Consider the following 14,744-nt stretch of genomic DNA (forward strand, 5'->3'; position numbering starts at 1 on the left):
TCAGTCTCCAAGCGGCAGGCCGTCGTCACCGCCGCGATAGTCATCCAGGGCCAGTTTGATCCGGCGCAGGCGTTCCTGATTGTCGTCCGGGGCCAGCAGGGCAAGCTCGGTGGCCAGCACGTCGATGGTCAGCAACATGCCGTAGCGCGCCGCCGTGGGTTTGTAGATGAAATTGGTTTCGGCGATCTGCAGCGGCAGCACGACGTCGGCAAGCTGCGCCAAGGGCGAGTCGGGCAGGGTGATGGCCAGGGTTTTCGCGCCGTAGCTGCGGGCCAGGCTCACCACCTCCAGCAGCTCCGGCGTGCGGCCGCTCAAGGAACAGACGATCAGGCTGTGATCGGGCCCCAGGGTCGCGGCGATCAGGCGCATCATCACCGGGTCTCGGCTGGCGGAAATGGGATAGCCCAGGCGCACCAGACGGGTCTGCAGTTCTTCGCTGCACAGGCTGGAGCAGCCGCCCATGCCGAAGCTGTGGAGCATGCGCGCCGGGGCGAGCAGGGCCACCGCCGCCTTGAAACGCGCGTCGTCGAAGCCTGCCAGGTGCTGGCGCAGGGTTGATTCGATATCGCCGACGATCTGAGTGAAAAACGCCGATTGCTCCGGCGCCTGCTCCGGGTTCAGAAAGCGGCTGCCTACACCACTGGCCTGGGCCAGTTGCAGGCGCAGATCGCGCAGATCCTTGCAGCCGATGCTGCGGGCAAAGCGCGACAGCGTGGCGCTGCTGACTTCGGCGCGGCTGGCCAGTTCGTCGAGGCTGGCGCTGGCGGCGAAGGCGACGTCGCTCAGAATCAGCCGGGCGATCCGGCCTTCACCGGCGCTGAAGGAATCCTGGCGGGCGCGGATCTGGTAAAGGATGTCCACTCAGAGCACCTGTGCCAGACCGAGGGTCAGGACGAACGCGATTACCGAGATCAGCGTTTCCAGCACCGTCCAGGTCTTGAAGGTTTGCGCCACTGTCATGTTGAAGTACTCCTTGATAAGCCAGAATCCGCCGTCGTTGACGTGGGAAAAGATCACCGATCCGGCGCCGGTCGCCAACACCAGCAGCTCCGGATGCGGATAGCCCAGGCCCATGGCCACCGGCGCGACGATGCCCGAGGCAGTGGTCATGGCAACCGTCGCCGAGCCTGTCGCCACGCGCATCAAGGCGGCGAACAGCCAGCCCATCAGCAGCGGCGAGAGATGGAAATCCTGGGCCAGGCCGACGATCTCGTTGGTCACGCCGCTGTCCACCAGGATCCGGTTCAGCCCGCCACCGGCGCCGACCAACAGGGTGATGCTGGCGGTTGGGGCCAGGCATTCCTGGGTGAATTTGAGAATTGAATCACGATTGAAGCCCTGCGCGATGCCCAGTGTCCAGAAACTCAGCAATGTCGCCAGCAGCAGGGCGATCACCGAGTTGCCGATGAACAGCAAAAAGCTGTTGAAACCGCTGCCCGGCGTGGAAATCAGGTTGGCCCAACCGCCCAGCAGCATCAGGAAGACCGGCAGCAGAATGGTCGCCATGGTGATGGCAAAACCGGGCAGTTGCTTGCGCGGTTCGCGGTCCAGAAACTGCTTGGCCAGCGGGTTTTCATCGGGCAGGTGGATGTGCGGCACTATGAGTCTGGCGTACAGCGGGCCTGCGATGATCGCGGTGGGGATGCCGATCAGAATCGCGTAGAACAGGGTCTGGCCGACTGATGCCTGATAGGCCTGCACCGCCAGCATGGCCGCAGGGTGCGGCGGAACCAGGGCGTGCACCACCGACAGGCCGGCGACCATGGGCAGACCGACCATCAGGATCGAGACCCCGACGCGACGGGCGACGGTGAAGGCAATCGGCACCAGCAGCACGAAGCCGACCTCGAAGAACAGCGGCAGGCCCACCAGAAACGCGATGCAGACCATGGCCCAGTGGGCGTTGCGCTCGCCGAATCGGTCGATCAGCGTGCGCGCCACCTGCTCGGCACCGCCGGACTCGGCCATCATCTTGCCGAGCATGGTGCCCAGCGCGACCACCAGCGCGATGTGGCCCAGGGTCTTGCCGACACCGCCTTCGTAGGAGGAAACCACCGAGGTGGCAGGCATCCCGGCCACCAGCGCAAGGCCGACGGACACTAGGGTGATGACGACAAACGGATTGAGACGAAAACGCGCGATCAGGACGATCAGGGCAATGATCGCGATGGCGGCGTAGACCAACAGGGACAGGCCGGTAGACGGAGGCATGCAACGGTTCCTTGCAGAGAAGTTGAGGTCAGCGGGCGGGCGGCGGGCAGTGTCAGTCCGGGCGCAAACCAGCGATGAAAACGGTCTCGGCAGTGGGTGTTGCAAAGGTGTTGCAGGATGGAACGAGGGTCGGGAGGCGACGATCACAGGCAGGCATTGTTTTTATCTCTGATTTCGTGATGAAAATTAAATTACACGAAAATCGATAACAATAGAAATATATGAAAATAACTTTCTCTCAGGCGGGTCCGGCTTGCCGGCGTCGGCGATCTTGAAGACGCCATCGCGGGCAAGCGCGCTCCTACAGGGCTGAGGTCAGCCACACCCGTAGCAGCACGGCTTGCCGGCGTCGGCGATCTTGAGGTCGCGGTCGCGGGCAAGCGCGCTCCTACAGGGTTGAGGTGACCACACCCGTAGCAGTCCGGCTTGCCGGCGTCGGCGATCTTGAGGACGCCATCGCGAGCAAGCTCACCGCTCCTACAAGGCTGGCGCAAGACCTGTAGGAGTGAGCTTGCTCGCGATCGCGGCGGCCCTGAAGACATTTGTGGCGACTGACACACCGCCATCGCGAGCAAGCTCACTCCTACAGGGTTGAGGTGACCACACCCGTAGCAGTCCGGCTTGCCGGCGTCAGCGTCCGCTGAACCGCTCCCGGTACGCCTGTGGCGTTACGGCCACGGCTCGCAGGAAGCTGCGGCGCAGGGTTTCTTCGGTGCCGAAGCCGCAGCGATCGGCGATGCGTTTTATGGGCAGGGCGCTGTCGCCGAGCAAGCGCCGCGCTGCCTCGACCCGCAGCTGCTCGATGGCCCGGGCCGGGGTGTTGCCGGTGTGGGCGCGGTAGTGGCGTACGAAGCTGCGTTCGCTCATGCCCACTTGCGCGGCCAGGCTTGCCACCGACAGGTCGGCGGCCAGGTTGTCGAGGATCCAGGCGTGCAGGTCGCCGAAGCGGCTGTCCTGGCTGCGGGTGGCGTGTTGCATCGACAGCGCGGTGCTGAACTGCGACTGCCCGCCGGGGCGCTTCAAAAACACCACCAGTTGCCGCGCCACAGCCAGCGCGGCGTTCCGCCCAAGGTCGGCTTCGACCAAGGCCAGCGCAAGATCGATCCCCGCCGTGACGCCAGCCGAGGTCCACAGTTTGCCTTCATTTATGAAAATCGGCTCAGGGTCGACCATCAGCGCGGGATAGTTGCGCGCCAGGTCTTCGCAACTGTCCCAGTGGGTGACTACCCGGTGGCCGTCCAGCAACCCGGCCTCGGCCAGCAGAAACGCGCCGGTACAGACCGACGCCAGCCGCCTTGCGCTCGACGCCTGATGCCGAACCCAGTGCAACAAATCCTGATCCTGCAAGGCGACGTGAACGCCCCAGCCGCCTGCAACGATCAAGGTATCGGATGCCCCTTCAGGCAATGGATGAGTGTGCAAACCCAGCCCGGCCGAGGATTCCACCCTGCCATTTTCCCGCGCAATAACGCTGGGCGAGTAGGGCGCCGGCAAGCCCTGTTCAGCCGCATGCACGTTGGCCGAGGCGAACACCTGCAGGGGGCCGGTGACGTCGAGCAGTTGCACGTTGGGGAACGCCAGAATATGGATGGGCCGGGCGTTGGTGGACATGGCGGCGCCTCATAGGAATTGGCGGAAAGTGTGGGTGATATGGCGTATCCGCCAGAGCCTATCTGGCTAGAGTGAATTCGTCCAACCCACGCAATGCGAACAAGGAGCGATTTCCATGACCCTGCACATCGGCCTGCTGGTATTCCCCAAGGTTCAACAACTGGACCTGACCGGCCCCTACGACGTTTTCGCGACCATGCCGGGTGTCACCGTGCACCTGGTGTGGAAAGACCTCGAACCCCTGCAATCGAGTACCGGCCTTGCATTGGTGCCGACCGCGACCTTTGACGACTGCCCGGATCTGGACGTGATTTGCGTGCCCGGCGGGATCGGCATCAACGCGTTGCTTGAAGACGCCCAGACCCTGGCCTTCATCCAGCGCCAGGCGGCCAATGCGCAGTACGTCACTTCGGTGTGCACCGGAGCGCTGGTGCTCGGTGCGGCGGGCCTGCTCAAGGGCAAGCGCGCAACCACACACTGGGTGTCCCATGGGTTGCTGGAAAAATTCGGGGCAATTCCGGTCAAGGAGCGGGTGGTGCGTGACGGCAACCTGATGACCGGTGGCGGTGTCACCGCGGGCATCGATTTCGCCCTGACGCTGATCGGCGAGATCTTCGATGCGCAGAAATCCCAGACCATTCAGTTGCAGCTGGAATACGCCCCGGCGCCGCCGTTCGATGCCGGTCGCCCCGAATCCGCGCCTGCCGATGTGCTGGCGATTGCCAGCGAGCGTGCAGCGCCAGGGCTTGAGGAACGGCGGCAGATCGTCGAGCGGGTGGTGGCGGCCAGTCGTTAAACGGGCTTGGGGTTGGCGGGGATTTCGTACCAGCACAGGAACAGGTCCAGCGCCGACTCCACCACCGATTGCTGTTTCTCCGCGCTCAGCAGGGGCTCGTTGAGGGTCACCTGCGGCCAGAACGCGAACGCCTTGAGCAGGGCGTGGATCTGCGAGGCGGCAAAGCCCGGCTCGACGTCTTTCAGGCGACCGTCCTGCTGGGCGCCGCGCACCCAGATGGTGAAGGTTTCTTCGCGCTGGTTCAGGCGGCTGACCCAAGCCTGGGCGCGTTCGGGGGAGTGAATCGTCGCGCCGATGGCCACCCGCGCCAGGTCGATAAAATTACTGTCACCCAAAGTCTTCATCTTGGTGTTGAGCAGGTCGCGCAATTGTTCACGCAAGGGCACCCCGGGGCGGTAGATATCCTCGGACTGGGCCGTGGCCTTGGCCCACAGGCGCTGAAGCATCTCGGCGAACAGCTCTTCCTTGCTCGGAAAGTGGTTGTACACCGTGCGCTTGGAAACTTCGGCCCGCGCTGCGATGCGGTCCATGCTGGTGACCTCGAAACCGTTGTCGCGAAACTCGGCAATGGCTGCCTGCACAATGGATTCACGTTTTCGGTCGGTCAGTCGCTGGGGGGCAGTCATGGCATCGCTTCTAGAAAATGGCACAGGTCGGAACCTGGCCCGACAAGAAAATTACACCGAGTAGTTTACTTCTCTTTGAGGATCGTGCAAGCTTGAAACTACACTGTGTAGTGTAAAGCGCTGTAACAACTTCTCGCTTACTTCTTCCCGAAGAATGCAACATTCTGCGATGCGTCCGCCGTCGCAGAAATCTCCACCCGTTTCATGGAGTCAGCACATCATGGCCTCGATCGAAAAGAACCTCGAACAAGCTCCCTCGTTGCCGGTCCTGTCCCGCCGGGATGGCCGCTATTTCAATCACAAGCCGATGCAGCGCGCAGGTTTCCTGAAAACCCTGCGCATCTTCTGGAACGCGATGGTCAACAAACCACGCCACACCCGCCCGGTGGGGGAAATCCCGGTTCAGCCGCTGTCCCGCCAGCAGTTGCTGGCCGCGCCCAACAACACCGTTTATCGCCTGGGCCATTCGACTGTGCTGCTCAAGCTGCGCGATCAGTATTTCCTCACGGACCCTGTGTTCGCCGAGCGTGCCTCGCCGATCCAGTGGGCAGGGCCGCAGCGCTTTCACCAGCCGCCGATCAGTCTGCATGAGCTGCCGCCACTGAAAGCGGTGATCCTGTCGCACAACCATTACGACCATCTGGACCACATGACCATCGGCGTGCTCAAGGACAAGGCCGAGCATTTCATCGCGCCGCTGGGGGTGGGTGACACCCTGATCGAGTGGGGCGTGCCGGCCGAGAAAGTGCAGCAACTGGACTGGTGGCAATCCACGGAAATCCACGGTATCCGCTTCGTCGCCACCCCGGCCCAGCACTTCTCCGGGCGTACCCTGCGTGACGGCAACCAGACGCTGTGGGCTTCCTGGGTGATGATCGACGGCGAGCAGCGGATCTTCTTCAGTGGCGACACCGGTTACCACGCAGGCTTCAAGCTGATCGGCGAGCAATACGGCCCGTTCGACCTGACGCTGATGGAAACCGGCGCCTACAACGTCGACTGGCCCGATGTGCACATGCAGCCTGAAGAAACGCTGCAGGCGCATATCGATGTGCGGGGCAAATGGCTGCTGCCGATCCACAACGGCACCTTCGATCTGGCCATGCATGCCTGGCACGAACCTTTCGACCGGATCCTGGCACTGGCCTGGGACCGCAGCATTTCCATCACCACTCCGGAAATGGGCCAGCCGTTCTACATCGACTACCCAAGCCGTGGCGAGGCCTGGTGGATGAAGGTCGAGAAAGCGGTCGAAGCCCCGGCGCCGCGTCGCTGTGGACGGCGCTGCAATCGCCAGCAGGTGGCAAGCCGCGGCTAGGCCCGCATTTGCCGGATCAGCATCAGGGCTTCCTCCTTGAACAGCGGTTGCTTCATGCGCTCTGCAAGTAACGCGACTTCACGTTCGCGTTCGCAGCCGATCACGGCGGCCACCTTGCCCTGTTTGCACAGCAGGGCCAGGAAGTCGAAGGATTCCGGTTCGCCCAGGTAGACCTCATCGTCCCAGTCGTTGGCGTGGCCGAGGTAGTCCAGGCGCTTGCCGAAGTGGAAGGTCCAGAAGTACGGCACGTCGGTGTAATGCTGATTGCCGCCGAGCATGTTGCTGGCGGCGATGCGTGCCTGTTGCTGGGCCAGGCGCCAGTGTTCGATGCGCTGGGTGGCGCCGTTCATGGGGAAGGTCGCGATATCACCCGCCGCCCACACGTCCTTGCCTGCCAGCATGCCGCTGTTGACGGCCAGCGAGCCGTCTTCTTCCAGTTGCAGACCATCGATGAACTGCGTGGCGGGCCCGACCCCGATGCCGATCAAGGCCAGGTCCGCTGGCAACCTCTCGCCATTGTTCAGTACCGCTCTTTCCAGGCGCCGTTTGCCCTTGTGAATATTGCCCTCGAAGCGTGTGACTTCCACGTGGGTGCGGAACAGAACCCCGTTGGCTTCGTGCAGCGTACGAATGGCCTTGCCGATCCGTTCGCCGAGCTGGGCGGCGAACGGGATTTCATGGCGAGCGATCACCGTCACTTCAACTTTGTGCTTGCGCAGGGCCGAGGCCGCTTCCAGGCCAATGAAGCTGTCGCCGACGATCAGCGCGTGGCTGCCCGAGGGAGCGGCGGTCAGGATCTTCTTTGCGTCGCTGCGGCTGCGCAGGGTCAACACCTGCGGCAGGTCGGCGCCTATCAGCGGCAGCGTGCGCGGTTCGCCACCGCTGGTTATCAGCGCGGCGTCATAGTCGAAGCGACGGCCATCGGCCAGGATCAGCCGCTTGTTGATCACGTCCAGCTTCATGACTTCGCCATGGATGCGTTCGATGTGGTTGTCCTGGTAATAGATTTCCTTGCGCAGCGGTGGGGTCTCCTCGGGCTGCATCTCGGCCGAGAGCACGAATTTGCTTAGCGCGGTGCGGTCGTAGGCGGGGTGGCGTTCGCGGTCGATCAACAAAAGCTGGCCGTTGAAGCCGTTGTCGCGCAGGGCACAGACAGCGGCCGTGCCTGCGGCGCCGGCGCCGATCACCACGAAGCAGCGGTTGTCGAACGGCAATTGGCGGTACGTCGAGTGCGCAGGGTGCTCCTCGACGTGGATCTGGTCTTCGATGATCTGCACCGGATAGCGCACCAGCGCATCCAGCGCCGGCGGCTCGCACAGGCTGCCATCCTCGATGGCGAATTCGGCCTTGTGCCATGGACAGATCAGATGCCCGTTGCACACCGCGCCATCGGCCAGCGGCGCGCCGGCATGAGGACACTCGGCCTGGTAGGCGCGCACCTCGTCGGCATGGCGAACCAGCACGACCTTGATGGCGCCAACTGCAACCTGAATGCCGCGATCTTGACGAAGATCGGCCAGGCTGGCGACTCGATGCATAGCCATTTCACATTCTCCCAGGCTTTCTTTTGGGAGTCGGTGGGTCTGGCAGAGGTTCAGTAAATCTCATCTCCCCCATACCTGCATTTCCCCCGACCTGTAGGAGTGAGCTTGCTCGTGATGACATTACTGGCATTTAGTAAACGTCGGCAGACAGACCGCTATCGCGAGCAAGCTCACTCCTACAGGTTTTCGGTACGCCAGGGTTTATCAGCGCGCTCCTACGGGCTCAGCGCACCAATCCCAATCGTTCATGCCATTCGGCAATCGATTCCTCTGGATACTGCTCGAATTGCTGATCCTTGGGTCCGGCCTGGACCTCGACCCACGAGGCCTTGGAGTCCAGCAGCAGATGCGTGTGCTCGGGCGGGGTGGGCAATGGCGTGTCGATGGCGCTGGCGAAGGGGTGAATCAGCTCCGGCCATTCAGGGCTGAACAGCCACAGGCCGCTGCCGCAGTGCTTGCAGAAATGTCGCTCGGCGCTGCTGGTGCCGACGTGGTGCTGCTCGTCGTCGCGCATCTTGGCGTGGTAGATCGCGATGCTGCTCTTGCCCTTGACCTTGAGGCTCTTGGCGTCACCGCCCAGATTGATCGAGTAGCCGCCACCGCCCTGGGTCTTGCGGCAGATCGAGCAATAGCAACGTTGATAAGGGTAGGGGTGGGCGCTGGTCAGGCTGAATTCCACCGCGCCGCAATGGCAGGAACCTTCCAGGTGCATGGCGTTTTCTCCAATCGGGAATGACAGACTCTTAGGTCTAGACCTCAGCCCTCCTTCAGGTTCGATGTTTTCTCGAACGAGTGTTCGCTTTATTCATTCGAGCAGCCTAAAGAAGCGGCTGGCCGCGTCGATATGCGATGGTTGTACGATGACATTTGTCACCACTACCCTCTAAAAACAACGAGCCTACGGTCATGAACCTACGCAACCTGACCATCGCCCGCCGCGCGGGCCTTGGATTTACCCTGATTTCCCTGCTTGTCGCCGTGCTCGGCTGGTTCGCCCTGAGCCAGATGTCCACGATTCGCCAGAGTGAGGTGGCGGTGGAGAGCAACTGGGTGCCGAGCATGCGCCTGGTCAATGACATCCGCGAAGCCATGCTGCGCATTCGCACCATCTCCCTGCGCATGGCGCTGGACACCGACCCCAACAACGTCAGCGTGTACAGGGGCCAGATGGACGCCCGCTCCAAGGTGCTGAACGAGAAGCTGACCAGCCTCGACACCTACATCGACACCCCCGAAGAAAAGGTGTTGTACGACAAGTTTCGCAACACTCTCGGCGATTACCAGCGCGGCCTGAGCCAATCCTTCGTGCTGGCCCAGAGCGGCGATCTGAAGGCGCTCAACACCTTGCTGCTGGTGGACATGAAAACCGCAGTGGACAACTCCGGCACCCAACTGGGTGATCTGGCGGACTTCTACACCCACAGGATCGAGCTCGAAGGCACGGCGGCCCAGGCCCAGTACGGCCAGTCGCGCACGGTAGTGCTGGTGTTCGTGTTGATCGCGGCGCTGTCCACGGTGGTCCTGGCGCTGTGGCTGACCCGCAGCATCATCCTGCCGCTGGAAGACGCGGTGACCGCCGCCGAGTTCGTCGCCAAGGGCGATCTGACCCACGACATTCGCGTCGAAGGCAAGGACGAAGTCACTCGCCTGCTGCGCGCCCTGCAACAAATGCAGAACAACCTGCGCAGCACCCTGAGCCTGATCGGCAGTTCGGCGAGCCAGTTGGCGTCGGCGGCGACCGAGCTGAACTCGGTGACCGAAGACAGCCATCGCGGCCTGCATCAGCAAAATGCTGAAATCGAACAGGCTGCCACCGCCGTCAACGAGATGACGTCGGCGGTGGAGGAGGTGGCGCGCAACGCGGTGTCCACCTCCCAGGCGTCCAGCGAGTCCAACGATGCCGCGCAGGATGGCCAGGCGCGGGTGATCGAAACCGTGACCTCGATCCAGAACCTGTCCAGCAACGTGCAGCAGACCTCGGTACTGGTGCAGAACCTGGCCGATCAGTCCCAGGACATCGGCAAGGTGCTGGACGTGATTCGCTCCATCGCCGAGCAGACCAACCTGCTGGCGCTCAACGCGGCCATCGAGGCGGCGCGGGCCGGAGAGTCGGGTCGTGGCTTTGCGGTGGTCGCCGATGAGGTCCGCGCCCTGGCCCATCGCACCCAGCAATCGACGCTGGAGATCGACAAGATGGTGTCGACCATGCGCAGCGGTTCCAGCGAGGCGCTGGAGTCGATGCTGGTCAGCCGCAATCAGGCGTCCACGACCCTGGAGTTGGCGCAGGGCGCTGGTGAATCGCTGAACCGGATCACCTCGTCGATCAACCAGATTTCCGAACGCAACCTGGTGATCGCCAGCGCAGCCGAGGAACAGGCGCAGGTGGCTCGGGAGGTGGATCGCAACATCGTCAATATTCGCGATCTGTCGCTGCAGTCTTCGTCCGGGGCCAACCAGATCAGTGCGTCGAGCAATGAGCTGTCGCGTCTGGCGGGGGAGTTGAATCAGGTGGTGACGCGCTTCCGCGTCTGATAACCGTAGCAGCACGGCTTGCCGGCGGGGGCGGCCTCAAGATCGTCCCCGCCGGCAAGCCGTGCTGCTACGGTCCGCCGTGATTGCATAAACGTTTCATCTCATTCACTTGCCTGCGCCTGTCTTCGCCTTGCATCATGCCCCCGACCAATAATTCCTGGCGGGCCGAACCCGCCGACACGGCTGGAGAAAGGCAATGGATGATGTGAATGGTGGTGCAGGCAGCTGGCTACGCTCCCCGCTGCACAAGGGCTGGCTGGCTCAGGAAGGCCTGCGGTTGCTGGGGTTTGCCAAGGCCTCGCGTTTGCCCGAAGGCTTTGGTGCGCTGGATGATTTCGGCCGGCTGCCTGCCGACGCCGTCGCTGAAACCCTGATTACCGCCCGCATGACCCACAGCTTCGCCATGGCCCACATCAGCGGCATTCCCGGCTTCGCCGAACTGGTCGATCACGGCATCGCCGCGCTCGCCGGGCCGCTGCGCGATGCCGAGCACGGCGGCTGGTTCGACCGGCCCCAGGCGCACACCAGCAATACTGGCAAAGCCGCGTACTTGCATGCGTTCGTCGCCCTGGCGGCCAGTTCCGCCGTGGTTGCGCAACGTCCCGGCGCCCAGGCGCTGCTGGAACAGGCGATCCAGATCATCACCCAGCATTTCTGGAGCGAAGAAGAGGGCACGGTGCGTGAATCTTTCGCCCGCGACTGGACCGAGGAAGAAAGTTATCGCGGTGCCAACAGCAACATGCACAGCACAGAGACCTTCCTCGCCCTGGCCGATGTGACGGGCGACGGGCGCTGGCTGGACCGCGCGCTGCGCATCGTCGAGCGGGTCATTCATCAACATGCGACAAGCAACAACCACCAGGTGATCGAGCATTTCACTGCCGACTGGCAACCGGTGCTCGATTACAACGCTGACCGTCCTGGGGATGAATTCCGCCCCTACGGCACCACCCCCGGCCACGCCTTCGAATGGGCGCGTTTGGTGTTGCACCTTGAGGCCGCGCGACAGAAAGCGCAGATGCCCACGCCTTCGTGGCTGCTCGAAGATGCCCGCGGGTTGTTCGAAAACGCCTGCCGCTATGGCTGGAACGTCGATGGCGCTCCTGGGATCGTCTACACCCTGGACTGGGAAAACCGCCCGGTGGTTCGCCATCGCCTGCACTGGACCCACGCCGAAGCAGCGGCGGCCTCGGCGGCGCTGCTGCAACGCACGGGTGAGGCGCAGTATGAAGCCTGGTATCGCACGTTCTGGGAATTCAACGAGACGTTGTTCATCGACCGTGAACACGGCAGCTGGCGCCATGAGCTGAATCCGCAGAACCAGCCCAGCGCCGACATCTGGCCGGGCAAGCCGGACCTTTATCATGCCTACCAGGCAACCCTTTTGCCGGTGTTGCCACTGGCCGAGAGCCTGGCGACAGGGCTTGCGCACTACGCGTGACCTCAACCGCCCCCGCCGGCAAGCCGTGCTGCTACGGGAGCGGGGGAGGCCACACACCGCACCGTAGCAGTCCGGCTTGCCGGCGTCAGCGATCTTGAAGGCGCCTCGCCGGCAAGCCGGACTGCTACGGGATATCGCCGCCCGTAGCAGCCGGGCTTGCCCGCGGGAGCGGCGTCAGGCCAAACGCTGAGTGACGCGAATCACCTGGCGGGCGATGTAGGCGCCGGTGACGATCACGCCAAACAGGCGCAGGGTCTGCATGGCCAGCACGAAGCCGACGTCGGAATGGGTGTCGATGGCGATGATCGCCATGGCGTCCAGGCCGCCGGGGCTGGTGGCCAGGTACACCGAGAGAAAATCCTTGCCCATCATTTCGGCGATGACCCAGGCGGAAATCGCGCAGAGCAGGATCAGCAACAACGACCCCATGATCATCGCCGGAAGCCGCCGCCACACGTACCTGATGGTCGCCCGGTCGAAGCGCAACCCGATGTAACTGCCGATCGCACCATAAGCGATCGCCAGCAGCCAGGTCGGCATGGTGATCTGCAACAGACCGCTCAATTGCAGCGCGCCGCCCACCAACAGCGGCACCAGCAAGGCACCTGCGGGAAGACGACCTCCGAGGGTCACGCCGACCACAATCACCAGCAGGCTCAGCCCCAGGTTCAGCAAATTGACACCCTGCATCAGCGCATCGGTGCTGTGGGCCGCAGTGCCACCGCCCTCGACCCCGATCACCCGGCTGACCAGCGCGCCGATCATCACCACGCACACCACCCGCACGTACTGCATGGTCGCGACCACCCGCGAATCCGCGCCGTAATCCTCGGACATCGCTACCATCGCCGACGCCGCACCCGGCGAGGTGCCCCAGGCGGCAGTGCTGCCCTGAATTCCGCCCCAGCGCGCCAGAGCCACGCCCACCACCGCGCTCAAGGCGATGGTCAGAACCGTGGCGAACACCATCACGTGCCAGGATTGCATGGCCGTGAGCAGCACGCCCATGGTCATCGAATGGGCCACCAGCACACCGACCGTGCCCTGACCCAGGCGAAACACCTGCTTGTTCAGGCGAATCGTCGCGCCCGACACACCGAAGCCGATGGCGACCAGCATAGGGCCGAGGAACAGCGCCGCCGGCACGTTGAAATACTTGAAGGCTTGACCGGCACTACCGGCCAGGAGGATGAGCAAGGACCATTGCAGCAATGGGTGCAGACTTTCGAGGGAAAACGAGGCGGGGCGCGACAACGAGGATCTCCAGTGCATGGGCTTTTCCTGATGGAGTTCGTCCAATGCTCAGAAGTATCGACAGTTCAATCGATCAAGTCTATTTTCTAATAGTCATGAATTGATAACTCTGGTTTATATATGGACCTGCGGGACCTGACCTATTTCGAAACCATCGCCGAGCTTGGCCACCTGGGCCGGGCAGCGGAAAAACTCAATCGCAGCCAGCCGGCGCTGACCAAGAGTATCCAGCGCCTTGAAGAGTCCTTTGGCACCAAGCTGTTCCAGCGCGACGGGCGGCGCATCAAGCTGACGCCGGTGGGGGAGCTGTTGCAGGCGCGGGGCAAGATGTTGCAGCAGAGCATCGCCCAGACCCAGCGCGAAGTGCGTGATTTCGCCAGCGGCGCGGTGGGTGAGATTCGCCTGGGTTGTGCCTCGACCATGGCCGAATACCTGCTGCCGGAGCTGACCGACGCGTTGCTCAAGCGCGCCCCGGACATCACCCTCAAACTGGTGATCGGCCAGGATGACATGCTGCGCGAGCAGCTGCGGTCAGGGCATCTGGACATGATCATCTGCGCCCAGCGCAGCGTCGAAGACGAGTTCGCCGCGCACCCGATCCTCACCGATGAAGCGGTGGTGATCGCCAGCCGCAATCATCCGATCTTCAACACGCCGTATCAGATGAGCGATCTGTGCGGTTATCGCTGGGTGCTGCCGCCACCGGGGGTATCGTCGCGAATCTGGGTCGATGAAGCCTTCGCCCGCCACAACCTGCCGCTGCCGGTGGTGCAGATCGAGGCCAACTCCATTTCGCTGTTGCCCAGGCTCATCGCCCAGACCAACCTGCTGAGTTTCATCGCCAGGGAAACCCTGGAATATGGCAAGAACATGCAATATCTGCGTGAAGTGCCGCTGCAAGCTACCACCATGGCGCGGACCATTTGCGTGATCCTGCGCCGCGAGGGCTACCTGTCGCCAGCGGCCCATGCCATGGCCCAGATGCTGCGCGACAACGGCGGCGCCTTTTTCAGCTGGGTGTGATCCCGACACGTTCTGGACTAACCTTGGGTTATCGACAAGAGGAGAAATCGAAGATGCAGCTACAGCCACACACTTTCGCCGAGCACACTCTGGTGCCATGTTTTCTGAACGATGAAGACCACCATTTCGGCGGCGACCAGTCCCCGCTCAATGATTCGGACGCCGACGAAGACACCGAATCCCTGGAGGAATTGGATCTGGGTGATCTGAGGCTGGACGAGTTCGCCGACGCCGACAAGCTGGACATCGGCTCGTCGACGCTGGGCTAATACGCCGTCCACTTTCAGGGGCTGGCAAGCTGGCCCCTGTGATGGCTGCCGTTAATCGGGGCAGGCACAAATGCCGCTGGAATCTGTACGGATAGACAGTATCCTTACCACTTCCTGCC

At 62.9% G+C, this 14,744-nt stretch carries 13 protein-coding genes and 1 pseudogene; 7 read left to right on the top strand and 7 right to left on the bottom strand.

Features of this window, described 5'->3' with window-relative positions; genetic code table 11:
- From NPS29_RS08200 to NPS29_RS08210, 3 genes are all read right to left on the bottom strand, one after another.
- Complete coding sequence (locus NPS29_RS08200) at positions 1-861, bottom strand: MurR/RpiR family transcriptional regulator (RefSeq protein WP_274131889.1); 861 nt, start codon at positions 859-861, stop codon at positions 1-3.
- Positions 862-2,211, bottom strand: coding sequence for a gluconate:H+ symporter (locus tag NPS29_RS08205; protein ID WP_274131890.1), 1,350 nt, complete (start codon positions 2,209-2,211; stop codon positions 862-864). It abuts the gene before it with no gap.
- A gap of 630 nt (positions 2,212-2,841) precedes the next feature.
- Complete coding sequence (locus tag NPS29_RS08210; protein ID WP_274131891.1) at positions 2,842-3,822, bottom strand: GlxA family transcriptional regulator; 981 nt, start codon at positions 3,820-3,822, stop codon at positions 2,842-2,844.
- Positions 3,823-3,937: 115 nt separating this feature from the next.
- Between NPS29_RS08210 and NPS29_RS08215 the strand changes: the two genes are divergently transcribed.
- Positions 3,938-4,618 (top strand): DJ-1/PfpI family protein, encoded by a 681-nt coding sequence (locus NPS29_RS08215; RefSeq protein ID WP_274131892.1) that lies wholly within the window; start codon positions 3,938-3,940, stop codon positions 4,616-4,618.
- Here NPS29_RS08215 and NPS29_RS08220 read toward each other — a convergent pair.
- The gene (locus NPS29_RS08220) at positions 4,615-5,244 is read right to left on the bottom strand and encodes a TetR/AcrR family transcriptional regulator (protein ID WP_274131893.1); all 630 of its coding nucleotides are present in this window, start codon (positions 5,242-5,244) and stop codon (positions 4,615-4,617) included. The genes NPS29_RS08215 and NPS29_RS08220 overlap by 4 nt on opposite strands.
- 220 nt (positions 5,245-5,464) lie before the next feature.
- Here NPS29_RS08220 and NPS29_RS08225 point away from each other — a divergent pair, with 220 nt between their 5' ends.
- Entirely contained in the window at positions 5,465-6,562 is a 1,098-nt protein-coding gene (locus NPS29_RS08225; RefSeq protein WP_274131894.1) for an MBL fold metallo-hydrolase, read from the top strand.
- Here NPS29_RS08225 and NPS29_RS08230 read toward each other — a convergent pair.
- Together NPS29_RS08230 and NPS29_RS08235 are read right to left on the bottom strand one after the other, a co-directional pair.
- Positions 6,559-8,106 carry an apoptosis inducing factor family protein gene (locus tag NPS29_RS08230; protein ID WP_274131895.1) on the bottom strand — a complete coding sequence of 516 codons (1,548 nt, stop codon included), beginning with the start codon at positions 8,104-8,106 and terminating at the stop codon, positions 6,559-6,561. The genes NPS29_RS08225 and NPS29_RS08230 overlap by 4 nt on opposite strands.
- A 223-nt stretch (positions 8,107-8,329) precedes the next feature.
- Positions 8,330-8,818 carry a GFA family protein gene (locus tag NPS29_RS08235; protein ID WP_274131896.1) on the bottom strand — a complete coding sequence of 163 codons (489 nt, stop codon included), beginning with the start codon at positions 8,816-8,818 and terminating at the stop codon, positions 8,330-8,332.
- A gap of 194 nt (positions 8,819-9,012) precedes the next feature.
- On the opposite strand from NPS29_RS08235, the pseudogene NPS29_RS28830 reads away from it, so the two are divergent.
- From NPS29_RS28830 to NPS29_RS08245, 3 genes and pseudogenes are all read left to right on the top strand, one after another.
- Positions 9,013-9,780, top strand: a pseudogene (locus tag NPS29_RS28830) (MCP four helix bundle domain-containing protein); the annotation flags it as partial.
- Entirely contained in the window at positions 9,775-10,638 is an 864-nt protein-coding gene (locus NPS29_RS28835) for a methyl-accepting chemotaxis protein (protein ID WP_400605140.1), read from the top strand. The pseudogene NPS29_RS28830 and the gene NPS29_RS28835, both read left to right, overlap by 6 nt.
- 196 nt (positions 10,639-10,834) lie before the next feature.
- Positions 10,835-12,079 (top strand): AGE family epimerase/isomerase, encoded by a 1,245-nt coding sequence (locus tag NPS29_RS08245; protein ID WP_274131898.1) that lies wholly within the window; start codon positions 10,835-10,837, stop codon positions 12,077-12,079.
- A 174-nt stretch (positions 12,080-12,253) separates the two neighbouring features.
- Here the strand turns inward: NPS29_RS08245 and NPS29_RS08250 are convergent, their stop codons facing one another.
- Positions 12,254-13,351, bottom strand: coding sequence for an AbrB family transcriptional regulator (locus tag NPS29_RS08250; protein ID WP_425312464.1), 1,098 nt, complete (start codon positions 13,349-13,351; stop codon positions 12,254-12,256).
- 102 nt (positions 13,352-13,453) lie between these two features.
- On the opposite strand from NPS29_RS08250, the gene NPS29_RS08255 reads away from it, so the two are divergent.
- On the top strand, positions 13,454-14,356 hold the full coding sequence (locus NPS29_RS08255) for a LysR family transcriptional regulator (RefSeq protein WP_274131899.1): 903 nt from the start codon (positions 13,454-13,456) through the stop codon (positions 14,354-14,356).
- Between the two features lie 53 nt (positions 14,357-14,409).
- Positions 14,410-14,625, top strand: a complete 216-nt coding sequence (locus NPS29_RS08260) for a hypothetical protein (RefSeq protein ID WP_274131900.1) — start codon at positions 14,410-14,412, stop codon at positions 14,623-14,625.
- The last annotated feature ends 119 nt before the right edge of the window (positions 14,626-14,744 follow it).

Source organism: Pseudomonas putida, assembly GCF_028682175.1.
Classification (GTDB): Bacteria; Pseudomonadota; Gammaproteobacteria; order Pseudomonadales; family Pseudomonadaceae; genus Aquipseudomonas; species Aquipseudomonas putida_AD.